21 protein-coding genes are annotated in these 21,359 nt (G+C 42.6%); 19 read left to right on the forward strand and 2 right to left on the reverse strand.

Features of this window, described 5'->3' with window-relative positions:
* Positions 1–10: 10 nt before the first annotated feature.
* From trpC to H8S51_RS08070, 10 genes are all read left to right on the forward strand, one after another.
* The gene (trpC, locus tag H8S51_RS08025; RefSeq protein WP_117919062.1) at positions 11–781 is read left to right on the forward strand and encodes an indole-3-glycerol phosphate synthase TrpC; all 771 of its coding nucleotides are present in this window, start codon (positions 11–13) and stop codon (positions 779–781) included.
* A gap of 88 nt (positions 782–869) precedes the next feature.
* Entirely contained in the window at positions 870–1,601 is a 732-nt protein-coding gene (locus H8S51_RS08030) for a phosphoribosylanthranilate isomerase (RefSeq protein WP_158576203.1), read from the forward strand.
* A gap of 31 nt (positions 1,602–1,632) precedes the next feature.
* Positions 1,633–2,844, forward strand: coding sequence for a tryptophan synthase subunit beta (trpB, locus tag H8S51_RS08035; protein ID WP_118209016.1), 1,212 nt, complete (start codon positions 1,633–1,635; stop codon positions 2,842–2,844).
* A 108-nt stretch (positions 2,845–2,952) separates the two neighbouring features.
* Entirely contained in the window at positions 2,953–3,747 is a 795-nt protein-coding gene (trpA, locus tag H8S51_RS08040; RefSeq protein WP_118209015.1) for a tryptophan synthase subunit alpha, read from the forward strand.
* Positions 3,748–3,913: 166 nt separating this feature from the next.
* Positions 3,914–4,924, forward strand: coding sequence for an anthranilate phosphoribosyltransferase (gene trpD / locus H8S51_RS08045; protein WP_207724031.1), 1,011 nt, complete (start codon positions 3,914–3,916; stop codon positions 4,922–4,924).
* Positions 4,925–4,942: 18 nt separating this feature from the next.
* Positions 4,943–5,980, forward strand: coding sequence for a threonine aldolase family protein (locus H8S51_RS08050; RefSeq protein ID WP_186899524.1), 1,038 nt, complete (start codon positions 4,943–4,945; stop codon positions 5,978–5,980).
* A 17-nt stretch (positions 5,981–5,997) separates the two neighbouring features.
* A complete protein-coding gene (locus H8S51_RS08055; RefSeq protein ID WP_117919290.1) occupies positions 5,998–7,017 on the forward strand; it encodes an asparaginase in 1,020 nt (339 codons plus the stop codon).
* Positions 7,018–7,202: 185 nt separating this feature from the next.
* Positions 7,203–7,754: a biotin transporter BioY gene (locus H8S51_RS08060; protein ID WP_118209012.1), complete on the forward strand. Its 552-nt coding sequence runs from the start codon at positions 7,203–7,205 to the stop codon at positions 7,752–7,754.
* Between the two features lie 13 nt (positions 7,755–7,767).
* Positions 7,768–8,190, forward strand: coding sequence for a DUF1284 domain-containing protein (locus H8S51_RS08065; protein WP_117919292.1), 423 nt, complete (start codon positions 7,768–7,770; stop codon positions 8,188–8,190).
* Positions 8,162–8,449, forward strand: a complete 288-nt coding sequence (locus H8S51_RS08070) for an Ig-like domain-containing protein (RefSeq protein WP_186899525.1) — start codon at positions 8,162–8,164, stop codon at positions 8,447–8,449. Before H8S51_RS08065 ends, H8S51_RS08070 begins: the two co-directional genes overlap by 29 nt.
* Before the next feature lie 184 nt (positions 8,450–8,633).
* Here H8S51_RS08070 and H8S51_RS08075 read toward each other — a convergent pair whose 3' ends face one another.
* On the reverse strand, positions 8,634–9,893 hold the full coding sequence (locus H8S51_RS08075) for a chloride channel protein (protein ID WP_186899526.1): 1,260 nt from the start codon (positions 9,891–9,893) through the stop codon (positions 8,634–8,636).
* Between the two features lie 271 nt (positions 9,894–10,164).
* On the opposite strand from H8S51_RS08075, the gene H8S51_RS08080 reads away from it, so the two are divergent.
* The 8 genes from H8S51_RS08080 to H8S51_RS08115 all read left to right on the forward strand — a co-directional run bounded on the left by H8S51_RS08080 (position 10,165) and on the right by H8S51_RS08115 (position 19,746).
* On the forward strand, positions 10,165–11,610 hold the full coding sequence (locus tag H8S51_RS08080; protein ID WP_117919079.1) for an ABC transporter substrate-binding protein: 1,446 nt from the start codon (positions 10,165–10,167) through the stop codon (positions 11,608–11,610).
* A 286-nt stretch (positions 11,611–11,896) separates the two neighbouring features.
* Complete coding sequence (locus H8S51_RS08085; protein WP_117919294.1) at positions 11,897–12,739, forward strand: carbohydrate ABC transporter permease; 843 nt, start codon at positions 11,897–11,899, stop codon at positions 12,737–12,739.
* Positions 12,739–13,605 (forward strand): carbohydrate ABC transporter permease, encoded by an 867-nt coding sequence (locus H8S51_RS08090; RefSeq protein ID WP_015520530.1) that lies wholly within the window; start codon positions 12,739–12,741, stop codon positions 13,603–13,605. Before H8S51_RS08085 ends, H8S51_RS08090 begins: the two co-directional genes overlap by 1 nt.
* Positions 13,606–13,691: 86 nt before the next feature.
* Positions 13,692–14,711, forward strand: a complete 1,020-nt coding sequence (locus H8S51_RS08095; protein ID WP_186899527.1) for a LacI family DNA-binding transcriptional regulator — start codon at positions 13,692–13,694, stop codon at positions 14,709–14,711.
* 30 nt (positions 14,712–14,741) lie between these two features.
* A complete protein-coding gene (gene malQ / locus H8S51_RS08100; protein WP_186899528.1) occupies positions 14,742–16,271 on the forward strand; it encodes a 4-alpha-glucanotransferase in 1,530 nt (509 codons plus the stop codon).
* Between the two features lie 162 nt (positions 16,272–16,433).
* A complete protein-coding gene (locus tag H8S51_RS08105) occupies positions 16,434–17,366 on the forward strand; it encodes a diacylglycerol/lipid kinase family protein (RefSeq protein WP_118209009.1) in 933 nt (310 codons plus the stop codon).
* A gap of 76 nt (positions 17,367–17,442) precedes the next feature.
* A complete protein-coding gene (locus H8S51_RS08110) occupies positions 17,443–19,014 on the forward strand; it encodes a stage IV sporulation protein A (RefSeq protein WP_186899529.1) in 1,572 nt (523 codons plus the stop codon).
* Positions 19,015–19,098: 84 nt separating this feature from the next.
* On the forward strand, positions 19,099–19,746 hold the full coding sequence (locus H8S51_RS08115; RefSeq protein WP_118209007.1) for a YczE/YyaS/YitT family protein: 648 nt from the start codon (positions 19,099–19,101) through the stop codon (positions 19,744–19,746).
* On the opposite strand, the gene H8S51_RS08120 is transcribed toward H8S51_RS08115, so the two are convergent.
* Positions 19,639–20,310: a hypothetical protein gene (locus tag H8S51_RS08120; RefSeq protein ID WP_118209006.1), complete on the reverse strand. Its 672-nt coding sequence runs from the start codon at positions 20,308–20,310 to the stop codon at positions 19,639–19,641. The two genes, H8S51_RS08115 and H8S51_RS08120, sit on opposite strands and share 108 nt — an antisense overlap.
* Positions 20,311–20,513: 203 nt before the next feature.
* Here H8S51_RS08120 and H8S51_RS08125 point away from each other — a divergent pair, with 203 nt between their 5' ends.
* The gene (locus tag H8S51_RS08125; RefSeq protein ID WP_118209005.1) at positions 20,514–21,350 is read left to right on the forward strand and encodes a purine-nucleoside phosphorylase; all 837 of its coding nucleotides are present in this window, start codon (positions 20,514–20,516) and stop codon (positions 21,348–21,350) included.
* Positions 21,351–21,359 lie beyond the last annotated feature (9 nt).

Consider the following 21,359-nt stretch of genomic DNA (forward strand, 5'->3'; position numbering starts at 1 on the left):
GGAGGAAGTCATGATACTGGATGTCATCGTAGAGGATAAAAAGAAACGTCTGCCGGAGCACAAAAAGAATATCAGTGAGATAAAAATGCGTGAGCTGGCAGAAATATATGAAGGGAAAAAACACAGTTTCCATGATGCGTTAAGTAAGAGCGGGATCTCCATTATCGGAGAATTTAAAAACGCATCTCCAAGTCTTGGTAAAATAAAAAGTAAGATAAATTTACTGGACCGGATTGATGAATACAATGAATCAGTGGATGCGATTTCCTGTCTGACAGAGGAAGATCATTTTGATGGAAACGTGGATTATCTGAAAAAAATTAGAACGATCACGGAGCTTCCGATTTTAAGAAAAGATTTTATGATCGATCCTTATCAGTTTTATGAGGCAAAGGCAATCGGTGCGGATGCGGTGCTTTTGATCGCAGCGATTCTGGATGATGCACAGATGAAAGATTTTTATCAGCTTTCGAAAGAACTGGAACTGGATGCACTGGTAGAAGTGCATGATGAGGCGGAACTGGAGCGGGCGCTGAAGATGGATGCGGATATCATTGGTGTCAACAACCGGAATTTAAAAGATTTTACGATCAGCCTTGACACGACAGTGCGGCTTTCAAAGCTGGTACCAGAGGATAAAGTGTTAGTGGCAGAGAGCGGCATCTTAGAGGATGCGGATGTAGAGCTTTTAAAGGAGTGTGGTGTGGATGCATTTCTGATCGGCAGGGCGCTGATGGAGGCAGAGCATCCAAAGGAGGTTGCAAAGCGCTGGAAGGCATGAACAATATCCTTGCTGGAAGATACAAATCTGAAGTGGTTTTGAAATGGAGATTAAAATAAGCTGCATTTTAGAAAAGAGGGGGTGCGTGATGCCGGAACAAAAAAGTGTGCAGATTAAGATCTGTGGGATCACAGGAAAAGAAGAAATTAGATGGCTGAATGAGGAAGATGTTTCTTATGCCGGATTTGTCCTGTATGAGAAAAGCAGCCGGTATGTTCCGATTCGTAAAGTAAGTGAGCTGTTTGAGGAATTAAATGAAAATATAAAAAAAGTTGCCGTCACGGTAAGTCCGGATGTAAAGCTGGTAGAACAGATCATGGATGCAGGATTTGATATCTTGCAGGTACATGGAAGTCTGACAGAAGAAGTCCTTACAGCGGCAGAAATTCCAGTCTGGCAGGCAGTCAATATGACGGATGAAGGTATATTTGAAAAAATTGCACGGGAATATACGAATCTGTCTTTGAATAGAAAAAGTCCTTTCACGCAGGAAAAAAAACTGATGGGGAAAGAAAAGATTACAGCGCTTCTTATGGATGCAAAAGAATTTGGAAGCGGAAAAACGTTTGGATGGGATGCCTTTTTGCAGGGAGAAGGAGAGGAAAAATTCAGACATTTCCGGCAGATACTTAAGGCATGGAATATCCAGTTTGTACTTGCGGGAGGACTGAACCCGGATAATGTCAGCCGTGGAATCCATATTTTTGCACCGAATATTGTAGATGTAAGTTCCGGAGTGGAGAAAGAGCCTGGAACAGGAAGCGGAAAGGACAAAGAAAAAATACAGAAATTTGTACAAAAGGTGCAAAGTGTTATATAAAGCAGATCAATCTAAGAAAGGAAATAAAACTATGAACCAGAAAGCATATTATGGAGAATTTGGAGGACAGTATGTAGCAGAGTCTCTGATGAATACATTAGAGGAATTAGACAAAGCATTTGAGGAGGCAATCCATGATCCAGAGTTTATGAATCAGTATCACTATTATTTAAAACAGTATGTGGGACGCGAGACACCTCTTTATTTTGCAGAACGTCTCAGTGAAAAATATGGCACAAAGATCTATTTAAAACGTGAAGATTTAAACCACACCGGGGCACATAAGATCAACAATGTCATCGGACAGATATTACTTGCAAAACGAATGGGAAAAAAGAAGGTAATTGCAGAGACCGGTGCAGGACAGCATGGTGTGGCAACAGCGACAGGTGCAGCTTTGTTTGATATGGAATGTACGGTTTATATGGGTGAGGAAGACATTAAGCGTCAGGCATTAAATGTTATGAGAATGGAAATGTTAGGCGCAAAGGTCGTCAGCGTCCGTTCCGGCAGCAATACATTAAAGGATGCCACCAATGAGGCAATCCGTACCTGGGCAAAGACAGCCGAAGATACATTTTATATCATCGGTTCTGCGGTAGGTCCATATCCATATCCGAAGATGGTCAAGGAATTTCAGAGCGTGATCAGTAAAGAGGCAAAAAAACAGTTCCTGGAAGTAGAACATAAACTGCCGGATGCTGTGATGGCATGTGTGGGAGGCGGTTCTAACTCCATCGGAATGTTTGCAGATTTTATTGAGGAGCCATCGGTAAAGCTGATCGGTGTCGAAGCAGCCGGAAAAGGAATCGAGACAGGGGAGCACGCTTCTGCAATGGCACTTGGTGAGCCGGGAGTTTTACACGGAATGCGTTCTTATCTCCTGCAGGATGAAGATGGAAATGTAAAACTGGCACATTCCATCTCCGCAGGACTTGATTATCCGGGTGTCGGACCGGAACACGCTTATCTCAGGGACACAGGAAGGGCAGAATATGTATCTGTAACCGATACAGAGGCAATGGATGCGTTAATGGAACTCTGTAAATTAGAGGGTATCATTCCTGCGATCGAGAGTGCGCATGCCGTAGCTTATGCATGTAAATATGCGAAAGAGCTTACCGAAAAACTGGGAGCAGAGGAAGCAAAGAATAAGACGATGATCATCTGTCTGTCAGGACGTGGAGATAAAGATGTCAATACGATCGCTGATTATCTTGCTGGAAAAGGCTACCTGAACTGATATAAAAATAGTAAATAATAGAATTTACGATTCGCAGACATTCTATTGTCATGGATCAGAGCGGAAATATAGAAACATGGTTTCAGAAAAGAAAGGAAAATAGCAGATATGAATCGTATTGAAGCAAAAATGAAAGCCTTACAGGAAAAAGGAGAAAAGGCATTTATTACCTATATCACAGCGGGACTTCCGGATCTGGAGGGCACAAAGAAACTTTTAAAAGCGCAGGAGAAGGCAGGACTTGATGTGGTGGAACTCGGAATCCCATTTTCCGATCCTGTGGCAGACGGCCCGGTTATCCAGGATGTGTCCTATAAAGCAATCTGTAACGGTATTAATCTGAAAAAGGTATTTGTGACGGTAGAAGAGTTAAGAAAAGAAGGCTCTGAACTTCCAATCGTTTTTATGATGTATTACAACACGGTACTGCATTACGGAGTAGAGGCGTTTGTAAAAAAATGTAATGAGGTTGGTGTAGATGGACTGATCATCCCAGATCTTCCTTTCGAGGAGCAGGAAGAAATAAACCAATATTTAAATCAGGATGATACGACGATATTAATTCAGCTTGTTTCACCTGTTTCAGGCGATCGTATTCCAAAGATATTAGATGGTGCAAAAGGATTTGTATACTGTGTGTCATCCATGGGAGTGACAGGTCAGGGAGCAGACTTCCATAAGGAGGTTTTAAGTTATCTTAAGAGAGTTAAGGAGGCATCAAAGATCCCGGTTATGATGGGATTTGGCATCCGTACGGCAGAGGATGTGAAGCCGATGAAGGATACGATCGATGGTGCGATCGTCGGAAGCCATTTTATCCGTCTGATGGAGGAAAATGATTACAGCACAAAAGTGGCAGCAGAATATTGCAGCACATTTAAGAAAGAATTAAATCAGCTTTAAATAAAAACAGGGAGGAAAATCATGCACTGCATGCTGGGCATTGCTCCTGCAAGAGGCAAATGCTATAAAAAACATAGCATGCATTTTGCTCCGCAAAACAGGGAGGAAAATCCTCTGCTCCTGCAAAGGCAGTCGCATTTTGCTCCGCAAAACAGGGAGGATCATCATGAAAGAATACATAGCAAAAGTTGTAGATGGAAAAGATTTAACTGAAGAAGAAGCAAAAAAAGCAATGGAGATCATGCTCAGTGGAGAGGCGACACAGGCACAGATCGCAGCATTTTTAACAGCGATGCGTATGAAAGGGGAAACATTAGAGGAACTGATCGGTCTTGCATCGGTATTGCGGGATAAAGCCGAGACGATCACACCAAAGGCAGAAAACTATGTGGATCTGGTCGGAACAGGTGGAGACTGTACCTATACATTTAATATTTCAACAACATCTGCCTTCGTTGTTGCAGCGGCAGGACTTCCGGTCGCAAAGCATGGAAACCGTTCGATTTCCTCGAAATCCGGTGCCGGGGATGTGCTTGAGGCACTTGGAGTCAATATCATGGCAGAACCTGCACTGGTTCAGAAATGTGTTGATGAAGTTGGCATCGGTTTCATGTTTGCCCAGCTTTTCAATAAATCCATGAAGTATGTCGGTCAGGCGAGAAAAGAGATGCGAGTCCGTACCGTATTTAATATTTTAGGACCGTTAGCGAATCCATCGCGTGCAAAAAATATGGTCGTTGGTGTATACAGTCCGGCATTGACGGAAAAAATAGCAAAAGCAATGAGTAAACTTGGTGTAGAGCGCGGATTTGTCATCAGTGGAAATGACAATATGGATGAATTTACATTAAGCGGCACGACTACCGTATCCGAGATCAATGGCGATGATGTTAAAACTTATGAAGTAACCCCGGAACAGTTTGGATTAAAGAGGGTTTCCTTAGAAGAACTGTGCGGTGGGGATGGTGTGCAGAATGCAGCCATTACGAAAGCAATTTTAAGTGGAGAAGAAAAAGGAGCGAAAAGAGATATCGTTCTTTTGAATGCCGGAGCTACTCTTTATATCGGAGGGGTTGCAGATTCCATAGAATCTGGTGTAAAATTAGCTGCAGAAACGATCGACTCCGGAAAAGCAATGAAAAAACTTGAGGAATTAGTCAGAGTTTCAAATTCATAATGAAACAGGAGAGAAGCAATGATACGATTTAACAGCGATTATACGGAAGGCTGCCATCCGGCAATTTTAAAAAAACTCGAAGAGACAAACATGGAGCAGACAGCAGGATATGGAGAGGATGAATATTGCAGAGAGGCGGCAGAACGGATAAAAGCTGCCTGCCTTGCACCGGATGCAGATGTGCATTTTCTGGTGGGAGGAACACAGACGAATGTTACAGTCATTGCATCCGCATTAAAATCATATCAGGGAGCCATCACGGCGACAACCGGACATATCAATGTACATGAAACAGGTGCACTTGAAGCGTGCGGACACAAATGTCTGACAATCGAGACACCGGATGGCAAACTGACAGCAGAACAGGTTTTAAAATATACAAAAGCGCATTTTGCAGATGAGAGTTTTGAACATACAGTGCAGCCCAAAATGGTATATATTTCCAATCCTACAGAACTTGGTACTATTTATAAAAAGGCAGAACTTGAGACATTATACCGTGTGTGCAGGGAAAATGACCTGTATCTGTTTTTGGATGGTGCAAGACTCGGTTACGGTCTTGCATGCAGGGAAAATGATCTGACGCTGGCTGACATTGCAGCGAATACGGATGTTTTCTATATTGGAGGAACCAAAGTAGGCGCATTATTCGGAGAAGCTGTTGTGATCACCAATCCGGAGTTAAAAAAGGATTTCCGGTATAACATCAAACAGCGTGGCGGTATGTTAGCAAAGGGAAGACTGCTGGGCATCCAGTTCCTGACTTTATTTGAAGAAAACCGTTATTTTGAGATATCGGCACATGCAGCACATCTGGCAGAAAAATTAAAAGATGAACTGACAAAAATGGGGGTAACATTTTATATTGATTCCCCGACAAACCAGCAGTTTCCGGTCTTGCCGGATGATGTGTTAGAGAAACTGGGAGAAAAATACAGTTTTGCATATCAGGCAAGAATGGATGAAACACACAGTGCAGTCCGTTTTTGTACCTGCTGGGCAACGAAAGAAGAAAATATCGATGCACTTCTTGCTGACATAAGAGCGATCATATAGGAATGGAGACAGATAAAATGCCGGCAAAGAAAAAGATATTATTACTTGCAACAGGAGGTACGATTGCTTCTAAAAAATCTGAAAATGGTTTAAAACCGCAGATCACACCGGAAGAATTATTAGAGTACATTCCACAGGTAAAAGAATTCTGTGAGGTATCCGCGATACAGTTATTAAATCTTGACAGTTCTAATATGGAGCCAAAGCACTGGAAAAAGATCGTGCATGCGATCCGGGAATATTATGATGCTTATGATGGATTTGTAATTGCCCATGGCACAGATACGATGGCGTATACAGCAGCAGCGTTATCATATATGATCCAGAATTCAACGAAGCCGATCGTGATCACGGGAGCACAGAAACCGATCGATCTTGAGATCACGGATGCAAAGTCAAATCTGATTGATAGTTTTTTGTATGCGTCAGATGAAAAATCACAGGGTGTGCAGATCGTTTTTGATGGTAAAGTTATCGCCGGAACGCGTGCAAAGAAGGTCAGATCCAAAAGTTATAATGCGTTTTCGAGTATTGATTTTCCGTCACTGGCAGTCATTCAGGATGGGAATATTATGCGTTATCTGCCGATGCTCCCTTATGAGGATGAAGTACGGTTTTATGAAGAACTTGATGAAAATATTTTTTTGATGAAACTGATCCCTGGCATCAGACCTAGAGTTTTACAGAGTATTTTTGAAAATTATGACTGTATCATTGTGGAAAGTTTTGGTGTGGGCGGCATACCAAAATCAATAGCTGATGAATTTTACCGGTTATGCAGGCAGTACCCTGACAAACTGGTTGTTATGGCGACGCAGGTGGCTCATGAGGGAAGCGATATGACGGTATACGAGGTCGGTCATGATATGAAGAAGTACTGCCGTTTTTTAGAGTCCTATGATATGACATTAGAATCTGTGATCGCAAAAACGATGTGGATGCTTGGAAATTTTGATCTTTACAGCGTAGATCCGAACGATATTTTTTATAAAAATATTAATTATGATGTGATCTTTGGAAAAAACAGGAAGTGCTGAAGCTGTTTTGCTGTGATCTGGTAAAATATAGTCTTTGGAGTATAGCTTGACAGCGATTGAACAGTGACCTGCAAACAATGAAATGTAAACAATATATATGAAAAGGTTGACAATAAAAGAGAATCGGAATAGACTGTAAAGAAACAAAAGCGGAAAATGCTTTGTCCGCAGAAAAGAGGAGAAACATGAAAATTTCAACAAAAACAATCGTTACCGTTGGAATGTTTACTGCGGTTCTTGCAGTTCTTTCCATTCTTCAGATTCCGATGCCGACAGGTGTTCCAATCACGCTGCAGACATTTGCAATGGCGTTATGTGGGTATGTGTTAGGATGGCAGCTTGGAATTTCAGCAACATTGCTTTATATTGTACTGGGAACTGTTGGTGTTCCGATCTTTGCAGGAATGAGTGCAGGACCGGGCGTGTTATTTGGCTATACAGGTGGATTTATCTTTGGATTTATCTTTCTGACTTTATTATGTGGTATTTCTGTGCACAGAAAAAATGCAGCAGTAAAGATTGTCCTTGGATTGGCAGGACTGATCATCTGTCATCTGCTTGGTGCGATCCAGTATGCAGTTTTGGCGAAGATTACCCTTGGTGCATCTTTGGTTGCTGTGTCACTGCCGTATCTTGTAAAAGATGTGATTTCCGTGGTTGGTGCTTATCTGGTTGCGATCGCTGTGCGTAAGGCACTTCACGCAGGAAATATTTTGCAGGATGCAAAAGCAGCTTAAAGGCGACATATCTATGAAAAAGTTTCGCGTTCACCATATTTTATGCACCGTTCTTTACCAGGGGGAAGGGTATAGTGGGGCATTTTGTGATAATATGACACAGAAAGTGCATGAACTGAAAGATAATTTAGATGGAGCACTCATTCTTGTGACAGATCCTGATATGATCTGTGCGCGCTGCCCGAACCGGACACCGGATGATACATGTCTTGATGAAAAAAATCATGTGAAGATCAAAGATCTGGAGCTGTTAAAGTTATTCGGATGGGAAGAAAATAAAAGCTATTCTTATTACGAATTATTACTGGATGCAGCCGGGAAAATGGATGCAAAAGAGTTTACGAGAAGTTGTGGAAAATGTAGATGGTATAAGGAAGGATTATGTAGTTATGAAATGTGGCGGAAAAATGCAGAAGAAATATTACGCAAAAAATAGGCAGACGAGGTTCTGCCTGTTTTTGCGCCAGGCTATGGCATGGGCACTGATCGTTATGCTTGTTGTTTCCGGAATGGTGGGATGGCAGACAGAGAGAGTGCAGGCTGCAACTAGGAAACCGGTCAAAATTACATTAAGTAAAAAAGCGGTCAGTACTACGGTTGGAAGCAAAGTAAAACTGAAAGTAAAGAGTGTCAGTCCCCAAAAAGCATCTAAAAATGTTACATGGAAAAGTTCAGATAAAAAATTGCGATCGTAACATCAAAAGGAGTCGTAAAAACAAAAAAGAAGGGAACTGTTACGATTACCGCAACAATGGACTCTTGGATATAAGGCTTATATTACTTACAAGTGAGCAATATACTTTAAAAATATTCTATATCGTCAATAAAAAAAGGCAGATCAATTTTTCCAATGGATTGATCTGCCTTTTAAATATAGCGTTATTCCGTCCGCTTATTGATATAATTGGTCTTATATTTTGAATAAATGATCTTCTGGCTGTGATACAGTCCGAAATAGCCGGAAAGCATATAACTGAAAGCAACTGCAAGTAAAAAATATGGCATTCCATCATAACCAAACAGCTCAAAACTGATCAGAAGAGAGGTGATCGGGCAGTTGGTCACACCGCAGAAAACAGCGGCCATACCGACGGCTGTGCATAGAGTGGGTGAAAAACCAAGCAGGTTTCCGAACAGACATCCAAACGCTGCACCCGTGAAAAACGAAGGCACGATCTCGCCGCCTTTGTAGCCGGCGCCAAGCGTGGCAGCTGTAAAGATCATTTTCAGCAAAAATGCTTCCGGGCGCACGGTGCCGTCGATGCACTGTGCGATGATATTGACACCGGTGCCGTTGTAATTCTGGTTACCGACAAGCAATGTCAGCACGATTACGATACATCCACCAACGAAAATCCTTACATAAGGATTCTTGAAAAAATGTTTATAAAGAGCTTCGGACTGGTGCAGCATCACGCAGAACAGGATACTGATACCGGCGCAGAGAATTGCCAGCACGGAGATGCGGACGGCGTTGCCGATTCCGAAGGAAGGAATCGAATCAATGAGAAAAAGTTCCTGCGAAATCCCAAAAGAAACGGCAATCCCATGCGCAACAAGGGAAGAGATCACGCATGGAACCAGTGCAGCGTAATACATGATGCCGACGCTGACAACTTCCATGGAGAAAATAGCAGCAGCCATAGGTGTGCCAAACAATGCGGAGAAACAGGCACTCATGCCGCACATGATCATAATATGTTTGTCCTTGTCGTCAAAATGAAACAGTTTACCAATTCCGTTACCGATGCTTCCGCCAAGCTGCAGAGCAGCGCCCTCACGGCCTGCAGAACCGCCGAACAGATGTGTGATCAGTGTGGAGATAAAAATTAACGGTGCCATTTTAAGCGGCAGATTATCGTCAGAATGGATCGCAGAGATTACGAGATTTGTTCCTGTGTCATGTTCGTCATGCAGCAGACGGTAACAGCCAACGATCACGAGACCTCCAAATGGAAGCAGAAAAATAAGCCATGGATGTTTGATGCGGATGAGTGTAACTAATGTCATACCAAAATAAAATAATGTTCCTGCACCGCCGGCAACAACACCGGAGATGATTGCAAATAAAACCCATTTAATAGAAGTTTCGATTCGTTTTAAATTATGCTTTATCTTATGTCTGATGATTTCTTTCATAGCTGTAAACTCCATTTTCTTTCAATGATTTAACAAAATCTTAACATTTTCCTTCCTTTTTTACAATATAAAACAATAACAAGTGCAATATGCACAAAAACAGGATGCAATATTTAGATAAAACATTGAAAATGTCAAAATGGTATTGCGTTTTTTTGAATAGCGTCTTATAATCTGACTATCAAATGAAAACGTTACCGGAAGCATTACCGCAAACAATACCGGAAACGTTTCACGAGATATCATACACAATTTCAGGAGGGTAAAAAAGATGAAAAGAAAAGTTTTATCAGTGATGTTAGCATCCGCTATGTTAGCAACTATGTTTGCAGGATGTGGTAACGGAAATACGGGAGATGCTTCCGGAACAGCAAATGCGGGAAACAAGACAGAAGAGGCTGCAAAGACAACCGAGGCATCTGATGCAGAAAAGACTGCAGACAGTGCATCAGGAAGCGGTTCTGTATATTATCTGAACTTTAAACCGGAGCAGGATCAGGCATGGCAGGATTTAGCAGGTATCTATACAGAGCAGACGGGTGTGCCGGTAACAGTTATCACCGCAGCAGACGGTACATATGAGCAGACATTAAAATCTGAAATGGCAAAGAGCGAAGCTCCTACATTATTTCAGGTAAATGGACCGGTAGGACTTGCAAACTGGAAAGATTACTGCTATGACTTATCTGACAGCGAGATCTGCAAACAGCTTTCAAGTGAAGATTTTGCATTAAAGAATGATGCCGGCGAGGTTTCCGGTGTCGCATATGTGCTCGAGACATACGGTATCATTTACAATAAGAAGATTTTAAATGATTACTGTACCATGGATAACGCAGTGATTTCTTCTCCGGATGAGATCAACAGCTTTGACAAATTAAAAGCAGTGGCAGATGATATTCAGGCGAGAAAAGATGAGATCAACAGCCAGTTCGGATACGATCTTCAGGGTGCATTCACATCCGCAGGTATGGATGGATCTTCTGACTGGAGATTTAAGACACATCTTGCAAATCTTCCAATTTACTATGAATACAAAGACAAAGGCATCACAAGCACAGATGCGATTGAGGGAACATACCTTGACAATTATAAACAGATCTGGGATTTATACATCACAGATTCTACCTGTGAACCAGGTGTCCTCTCCAGCAAGACAGGTGATGAAGCTGAGTCAGAGTTCGGTATGGAAGAAGCAGTATTCTATCAGAATGGTACATGGGAGTACGGCAATCTGACAAACGAGGATAATGGATATTTAGTAACAGCAGATGATATGGGCATGATGCCAATTTACATTGGTGCTCCTGGTGAAGAAAATCAGGGACTCTGCACAGGTTCCGAAAACTACTGGTGTGTAAACAAACAGGCTTCGGAGGAAGATATTCAGGCAACACTTGATTTCTTAAGTTGGGTAATTAATTCGGATGAAGGACGTGACTCCATGGCGCATGTAATGGGATTCACAACACCATTCTTAACATTTACCGGTGACTATGTAGCTGACAACGTATTCATTCAGGATGCAAACCAGTATATTGCAGATGGCAAGACTCCTGTTTCATGGAACTTCTCAACCATTCCTTCTGAGACATGGAAAGATGGTGTTGGTTCTGCATTACTTGAGTATGCACAGGGTACCGGTGACTGGGATGCAGTTGTAAGTGCATTCGTAGACGGCTGGGCAACTGAGTATGCAGCAGCAAACGGACAGTAAATAATAACTCCTCTTTTAGAAAATAGTAAATTTGTGGTTACTGTTCACTCGCAAGCTTGACACTTGCTGTCAAGCTGTGCGCCAAAGACTATATCATGCCAGATTACAGCCCCATGCATCGAAGATGCATTTAAAATGGGCTGTAATCGTTACTGCTCACACAGTATGTGTGAACAGTAACAATTTGTGCGGTATCTGTGCCGATACCGCACAAATCATATATAACAGAAATTTTCTGAAAGAACTGAATTTAGAGATTGAACGGATTTATGAGAGGTTAAAGACTATGGAGAAATCAATAAAAAAATATTTTCCAATTTTTGCGCTCCCGACTTTAGTGGCATTTACCATAGGTTTTATAGTTCCTTTTCTTATGGGTATCTATTTATCATTTTGTGAATTTACCACAGTAACGGATGCGTCATTTGTCGGACTGAAAAATTACCTACGTGTATTTACCGATCCAACATTTGTACATGCGCTGTGGTATACCGCATTATTTACGGTGGTATCAGTGCTTACGATCAATGTATTTGCATTTACCATAGCGATGCTTTTAACAAAGGGAATTAAGGGAACAAATGTGTTCCGAACTGTATTTTTTATGCCGAACCTGATCGGAGGTATCGTTTTAGGATATATCTGGCAGATCCTTTTAAACGGAATTCTGGCAAACTTCGGAAAAACATTGACCTATTCTTCCTCATATGGTTTCTGGGGACTGATCGTTTTGATGAACTGGCAGCAGATCGGTTATATGATGATCATTTATATTGCGGGTATCCAGAACATTCCGGGTGAACTGATCGAGGCAGCAAAGATGGATGGTGCAAACAGCTGGCAGCTGTTAAAGAAAGTAACGATTCCGATGGTTATGCCATCCATCACGATTTGTACATTCCTGACACTGACGAACTCCTTTAAGCTGTTCGACCAGAACCTTGCATTGACAGCAGGAGAGCCGTCAAACAATTCACAGATGCTTGCGTTAAATATCTTTGATACATTTTATGGAAGAAATGGATGGGAAGGTGTCGGACAGGCGAAGGCGGTGATCTTCTTTATCATAGTGGCAGTCATCGCACTGGCACAGAACCGTCTGACCAGAAGTAAGGAGGTACAGCAGTAATGGCAAAACAGACAGACAATCAGGTAAGCGCAGTAAGGCGTGCAAAACACGGATGGATACTGACACTGTTTTTCAGCATTTTAGCTGTATTTTATCTGTATCCGATCTTTTTAGTGTTGATCAACTCGTTAAAGAAAAAAGGATTTATTATGAAAAGTCCTTTTGCACTTCCGGATGAGCGTTCTTTCTTCGGTATGACAAACTTTGTAAAGGGAATTGAGAAGACGAATTTCTTTGCAGCGTTCGGTAACTCGGTTATTATCACGGTAGGTTCCGTGGCAGTGATCATATTCTGCACATCCATGTGTGCATGGTTTATCACCAGAGTACATAATAAATTTACCATGGCACTTTACATGTTATGTCTTTTCTCCATGATCGTGCCGTTCCAGATGGTAATGTTCCCGTTATCTAAGCTGGCAAACATGATGCATTTGAGCAACCCGATCGGTATTATATTAGTATATCTGGGATTTGGAGCAGGGCTTGCGGTATTTATGTTCTGTGGATTTGTAAAGAGCATTCCGTTAGAGATCGAGGAGGCCGCCATGATCGATGGCTGTACACCCATCCAGACCTTCTTCCAGGTCGTATTCCCAATCATGAAACCAACGGTTATCACGGTTGCAATCTTACAGGCAATGTGGATCTGGAATGATTATCTGCTGCCGTATCTGGTACTTGACCTGAAAAAATATAAGACGATCCCGATTGTAATCCAGTATTTAAAAGGCGGTTACGGTGCGGTAGACTGGGGTACCATGATGGCGATGCTGGTACTCGCAATCATCCCGATCATCATTTTTTATGGAATCTGTCAGAAATATATTATTGAAGGAGTAGTTGCAGGAGCGGTAAAAGGCTGATATATTATTAAGAAATGTATATTTTTTGTTGAAATTTGACAAAAATTCAAATTTTACGAAAAAATACGAAAAAATAGTAGACAGGAATGAAAAATATGGTTACGATAAAAGACATAGCCAGGGAATCAGGATATTCCGTCAGTACCGTGTCACGTGTGCTGAATCACAGAAATGATGTCAGTCCGGATGCAAAAAAGAAAATCGAAAAAGTAGTCGCAGCGTATAATTTTGTGCCAAACAATAATGCGAAACATCTAAAACAGAGTAATTCCAAATCCATTGGTGTGCTGGTAAAAGGTATCCAAAATATGCTTTTTGCCAGCATCGTGGAAGAAATCCAGTGTATGATTGAAAATACAGACTATACGCTGATCGTATCCTATTTAGATGAGGATGCAGATGAGGTGGAGCAGGCAGTTCTCCTCTGCAGGGAGAGAAAGCCGCTTGGACTGCTCTTTTTAGGAGGTAATCCGGAGTATTTCAAAAAAGAATTTGCGCAGGTCGATGTGCCGTGTGTGCTTGTGACAAACCTTGCAGACCAGATGGATTTTCCAAACCTTTCTTCTGTTGCGACAGACGATATTGCCGCTGCAAAATGTGCAGTGGATGCGTTATTTGATGCAGGGCATACAAAAATCGGTATTTTAGGTGGTGATATTGAAAAATCATACACCAGTCATCAGCGGTTTATTGGCTGTCAGCAGAGCTTTCTTGAGCATGATATGGTGTTTGTGCCAGAGAAAAGTTACGAAAAAGCACGATTTTCCTATGACAGTGCATATCGTGCGATGAAACGTCTGATCGCACGATGCCCGGATATCACAGCGGTGTTTGCTATGTCAGATGTCATGGCGATCGGTGCGATCCGTGCATTGCGGGATTTAGAATACCGTGTGCCGGAGGATGTGTCGGTTATCGGATTTGACGGAACTGCACTGGCAGAATATTACAATCCAAAACTTGCAACGATCAAACAGCAGTATCAGACGCTTGCAACCAGAAGTGTGGAAATCCTGTTTGGACAAATTGAGTTAAAAAGGAGTCAGATCCATGAGATCGTCCCGTTTGAACTGGCGAGTGGAGAGAGTATTCAAAAAATCAGGTAACACATATAGATAGTAGGAGGAACAAATATTATGAGGACCAGCGGTGTGCTGATGCACATATCTTCCCTGCCGTCTCCTTACGGAATCGGTACTATGGGAAAAGAAGCAAGAAAATTTGCAGATTTTTTGAAAAAGGCAGGTCAGAAATACTGGCAGATCCTGCCAATCTGTCCGACCAGCTACGGAGATTCCCCGTATCAGTCTTTTTCCAGCTTTGCAGGTAATCCTTATTTTATTGATTTAGAATATCTTTGCAAAGAAAAATTACTGACAAAAAAAGAATGTGAATCATTTTCGTGGGGAACCAATCCGCAGTATGTGGATTATGGTCAGATGTATGCCTCACGTTATCCTTTGTTAAAGAAAGCATATGACAGGTTCCGGAAAAATGAGCCGGAAGATTTTGCAGCATTCTGCAAGGATGAAGCAGAGTGGCTGGATGAATATGCACTTTTTATGGCATTAAAAGATGCTAACGGCGGTGTTGCATGGTTTGAGTGGGAAAAAGACTTAAAAACCAGAAAAACGGAAGCCTTAAAAGAAGCGCGGGTTACCTATGCAGAAGATATTGCGTTTTATAAAATGTTACAGTATCTGTTCTTTAAACAGTGGTGGGATTTAAAAGCGTATGTCAATGATCTTGGTATTGAGATCATCGGTGACGTGCCGATCTATGTTGCCGGAGACAGTGCTGATGTCTGGGCAAATCCGGGACAGTTTTATCTCGATGAGGAGTTAAATCCGATCGATGTGGCAGGATGCCCGCCGGACGCATTTTCCGCAGACGGACAGCTCTGGGGCAATCCATTATTCCGCTGGGATGCCATGAAAAAAGACGGTTACAGCTGGTGGACAAAGCGTGTAAAAGCGATGTCAAAATTATACGATATCGTCCGTATCGATCATTTCCGCGGTTTCGATTCTTACTATGCGATCCCGGCAAAAGATGATACGGCGAGAAATGGTGAGTGGAGAAAAGGTCCTGGCATGGATCTGTTCCGTACGATGGAGAAAAAACTCGGAAAGTTAAATATCATCGTGGAGGATCTTGGTTTCCTTACACCTTCCGTTTTAAAACTGGTAAAAGATTCCGGATTCCCGGGAATGAAAGTCATCCAGTTTGCATTTGACTCGAGAGAGGGCAGCGACTATCTGCCGCACAATTATGAGAAACACTGTGTTGTTTATACCGGAACACATGACAATGATACGTTGATGGGCTGGATGAAGACGGCTCCGAAGGCAAGTGTCAAATTTGCAAAAGAGTACTTGAATCTCACGGAAGAAGAAGGGTTTAACTGGGGGATGATGCGCGGTGCATGGGCATCAGTCGGAGATATGGCGATCGTTCCGATGCAGGATCTGATCGGAATCGGATCCGAGGGACGTATGAATACACCATCCACACTTGGCGGCAACTGGGAGTGGAGAGCAACTTCAGACCAGATCACCGGAAAACTTGCAAAACGTCTTTATAAATATATGGAAATGTATGGACGACTGAACAAGGAGCCGGAAGAAGAGGCAGATGAAGCAGAAGTGCCTGCAGTGGAAAAATAATAAATCAAAGTGTTTATAAGTGAAAAAGGTTTTTGGGGATCTCAGCATGTAGCAGGCTGTGATCCCCTTTTTATATTGTGGGTTCCTTTTTGTCGGAAAATGTTTTAAAATAACATTCATAAAGGCAGAAAATGCCATAAAAATATTATACGTGGGGGCTACATGCTGTATTTTATTGTCAATGAAAAGTCAAAGAGTGGAAATGCAAAGCAGATCTGGAAAGATATAGAGGAAGTGCTTAAGGTAAGAAATGTTTCTTATCAGGTATTTGTATCCGAGTACCGTGGACATGCCGGAAAACTTGCGGGCGAGATATGTGCCATGGATGATGACGATATCTGTCTGGTTGCAGTCGGTGGAGACGGAACGGCAAATGAGGTGATCAATGGGATCACAGATTTTGAAAAAGTACGTTTCGGAGTGATACCGACCGGTTCCGGCAATGATCTTGCCAGAGGATTAGCACTTTCGAAAGATCCGAAAAACGGAATTGTACATATTTTAAATGCAATGAAAAAAACACGTGAGGATACCTGGTGTATGGATTTAGGTGAGGTAATCTTTGGTGATAAAAAAAGACTGTTTGCCATCAGTTCAGGAATCGGGCTTGATGCCTTAGTCTGTAAAAAAGCATTAAAATCAACGATTAAAGATATTTTAAACAAAATCCGGCTTGGAAAGCTGACATATCTGGTTTTGACAGTACAGTCTTTATTTACGATGCAGACCGCAGATATGGAAATTGTTTTTGACAAAGAGGAAAGCATACAGAAAAAAAGAATGATATTTACCGCGGCAATGAATTTTAAGGCCGAGGGAGGCGGTGTGCCAATGGCACCGGCAGCATCTGCCTGTGATGGGAAACTGTCATTCTGTGAAGCAGCAGGAATCCCGAAATGGAGAACGTTTCTCTGCCTGCCATTTCTGGTGGCAGCGAAACATACCTCTATTCATGGGTTTTCAGTGACGGATGCAAAAGACTGCACGATACACTTAAGCCGTCCGATGGTTGTGCATGCAGATGGGGAATACTGTGGTGAAGTTGCGGAAGTCCATTTCCGTTGCCTGCCGGGAAAACTTTGCGTGCTCAAATAACGGGATTTGGTATGCTGCCGTCATAAACAGGCATTCTTCTTCATAAAATGTTACAACATATGGAGGAGAATATCTGATGGAACATTTCAGTGATAACAGAGAATTTGACTTATACCGGGATATCAATACCCGTACCAATGGAGAAATTTACATAGGAGTTGTAGGTCCGGTGCGAACCGGAAAATCCACGTTCATTAAGCGTTTTATGGATCTGATGGTACTTCCTTTTATGGAAGATGAACATGCGAAAGAGCGTACCATGGATGAGCTGCCACAGTCCGCAGCAGGAAAAACAATCATGACGACGGAACCGAAATTTATTCCACAGGAAGCAGCAGAGATTGTTTTGCCGGAACTGTCATCCGGCAGCACCGGCATGTCACAGCCGGCACTTCCACAGTCTGTACTGCAGGGGACTGCAATACAGGGAGCTGCCGCACAGACGAAGATAAAGGTACGTCTGATCGACTGCGTCGGATTTATGGTGGAAGGTGCATCCGGGCATATGGAGGGAAATGAAAGCCGCATGGTAAAAACGCCATGGTCAGAGCAGGAGATTCCTTTTACAACAGCGGCTTCAATCGGTACCCAGAAAGTGATCCGGGATCATGCAACGATCGGAATCGTTGTGACGACCGATGGCACGATCGGGGAACTGCCGCGAAATGCATATGTAAAAGCGGAAGAACAGACGGTGGAGGAACTGAATGCGATCGCAAAACCATATGTCATTCTGTTAAATTCACAGAAACCGTACAGTGATGAGACGATGGAACTTGCAGCCGAACTGAAAGAAAAATATCAGACTGCCGTTTTGCCGGTCAACTGTGAGCAGCTGCGGAAAGATGATATTGTCCGCATTTTAGAGAATATCCTCTGTGAATTTCCAGTGACGCGTGTCGAATTTTTTATTCCAAAATGGACGGAAATGCTAAAGCCGGAGCATCCGATGAAAGCGGAAATCATTAAAACTGCATCCGGGATTTTAGACAGTATGCATAAAACGGGAGATGTAAGAGCACTTTCCTTTACACCGGAGCAGTATGTTTCGCAGATCAAGATCGACGAGACGGATCTTGCGACCGGGCGCGTGGTGGTGCGGATGGATTTAGACGATAAATATTATTATGAAAATATAAGTGAACTGACTGGTGTGCCGATCGCAGGTGAATATGAGCTGATCTCCATGATAAAAGAGATGGCAGGGCAGAAAGAGGCTTATGAAAAAGTGTCAGATGCTTTTGAAGCGGTTCAGGTAAAAGGCTATGGGGTTGTCAGTCCGGGACTTTCCGATATTCAAATGGAAGAGCCGGTTCTGATCCGGCATGGCAATAAATTTGGTGTAAAAATGAAAGCGGTATCACCATCGATCCATATGATACGCGCCAATATTGAAACTGAGATCGCACCGATCGTCGGAAGTGAGGAGCAGGCAAATGATCTGATATCCTATATTAAACAAGGACAGCAGAGTAAAGAGGGCGCATGGGAAACAAATATTTTCGGTAAATCGGTCGGAGAACTGATGGAAGATGGCATCCGCAATAAAATTGCAATGATGGATGATGAATGTCAGATGAAATTGCAGGATACTATGCAGAAAATTGTCAATGATAATAATGGTGGCATGGTATGCATCATCATTTGATGCGGTATTATTATTCATGATCGTAGAATGTTCATGGAGTGTACATTATATAGACGAAAAATAAGAGAGAAAAGAGAAGAACAGATGAAAAAATTCATTCAGGGAATGTATCAGAAAAAGAATTTTGGACTAAGACTGACAGCGGTGACCTTAGCAGTGATTGTAATGGGATTTTCCTTGTCATTGCTGGTACTTGTGGATCTGGGAACAGATCCGTGTACCAGCATGAATCTTGCCATTTCTGAAAAACTGGGGATGGGAATCGGAAACTGGCAGGCACTGCTTAATACGGTCATATTTATTTTTGTCATTTTTTTAGGCAGGGAAAATATCGGATTTGGAACACTTGCAAATATGTTTCTGGTCGGCTATTCGCTGCAGTTTTTTTCCTGGGTATGGGAAAAGACATTGCCGGTGGGATTGTTTGACTCGATGGCAGTGCGCATTTTAGTACTGATTCCGGCATTGGCGATATTTGTTGTGGCGGCAGCAGTGTATATGGATGTGAAATTAGGAACAGCACCGTATGATGCGATTGCATTTATCATTGCAAAATGGGTGCCGAAGGTGCCGTTTCGGCTAGTGCGGATGGCATTTGACTTTACTATCATCGTGATTGCATTTTTATTTGGTGGCAAGATCGGAATCGTAACGATCCTGATGGGATTTACCCTTGGACCGGTCATCGGTGCTGTCGGTGAAAAGATCAGCCGGTTTATTGAGTGTGACTAAAGGATCAGATTTATTATCATCGGATGATTTTTGCGGGAGATGCTGGTATTTCCCGCTTTTTTGAAATTCGTTGTAGGCATCCTGATAAGCGGCGACAATGTATTCTTTCATGGGATCCTTGTCACTCACCATCGCCATGGTATCTGAAAATACTTTGGCAGCATCTTCCTTGCTTTTACAGTGTTCTAACTGCTGTTCAAGAGAGTCGCGCATCGCCTGGATTCTGGCTGCCTGCATATAGAGCTGGGGATCTACTGCCTGAAGAAAACGCATTTCTTCTTCGGTCAGTTTTTTCCCGCTTTTTAATTTTGCCTGGATCCTTGCTAATTCTGCCTGCTTTTCCTCGTCGGTCATACCGCAGGCGGGGCTTAAAAGCTCGGAGATGTTCTGCGTCAGGTCAAAGGCATCCATGCCGGAAACACTGCCTGCATTTAAAATATTATCACCGGAAGAAAGACCGATGGAAGATTTTGATAAACGGTCTGTAATCTGATCGACCACATTCCTTTTGCCGGAAGATGGGTTTAAAATCTTTTTTAAACCGGAAAGATTGAACTGAGTCATAAATTTTCTCCATTCCTATGTTGTTTTCTTACAAAATATATCGGGGAAAATCAGCTTTTGTTTAGGATGGAGATTGGATTTTATGATTTCTTCTGTTATAATCGAAAATGACAGTGTTGCGAACAACAAAAAGAAAAATGGGAAGAATATAATGAATCCTGAGTTGACAGAAAATAGAGGGCAGGCAGAAGAATGGAGGTATTATGAATCCTTTATATGAAAAATTATTAAAATGCTATGATAGTTATAAGTCAAAAATTGATTTCACTCCAAAGGTGGCATTGATCTTAGGTTCCGGTCTTGGCGATTATGCGGATGATATCCGCGTGGTGGACACGTTAGATTATCGTGATATCGAAGGCTTCCCGGTGTCGACGGTTCCGGGGCATAAGGGCAGATTTATCTTCGGATATGTGGATGATGTTCCGGTTGTGTGCATGCAGGGGCGTGTGCATTATTATGAGGGATATGAGATGAGTGATGTTGTACTGCCGGTACGTCTGATGAAAATGATGGGCGCAGAGGTACTGCTCCTTACGAATGCTGCAGGCGGTATCCAGCTTGGCATGCGTGCCGGAGATTTCATGCTGATCAAAGACCAGATCGCAAGTTTTGTACCGTCACCGCTCAGGGGAGCCAATATTGAGGAACTCGGTGTGCGTTTCCCGGATATGAGCCAGATCTATGACTTAGATCTGCAGGAGACTGTAAAACATACAGCGGCAGCACTTGATATCCAGATCAAAGAGGGGACTTATATCCAGCTTTCCGGACCGCAGTTTGAGACACCGCATGAAGTCGCTATGTGCCGCACATTAGGTGCCGATGCAGTCGGCATGAGCACTGCCTGTGAGGCGGTCGCAGCAAAACATATGGGAATGAAAGTGCTTGGAATTTCCTGCATTTCCAACCTTGCAAGCGGGATCTCGGCAATTCCATTATCCCACGCGGAAGTCCAGGAGACAGCGGATGCCGTTGCTCCGAAATTCAAGGCACTTGTGACCGGGACGATCAAAGCAATCGGGGCACAGCAGAATTAAAGTTACTAC

The organism is Roseburia rectibacter (genome assembly GCF_014287515.2).
GTDB classification, from domain to species: domain Bacteria; phylum Bacillota; class Clostridia; order Lachnospirales; family Lachnospiraceae; genus Roseburia; species Roseburia rectibacter.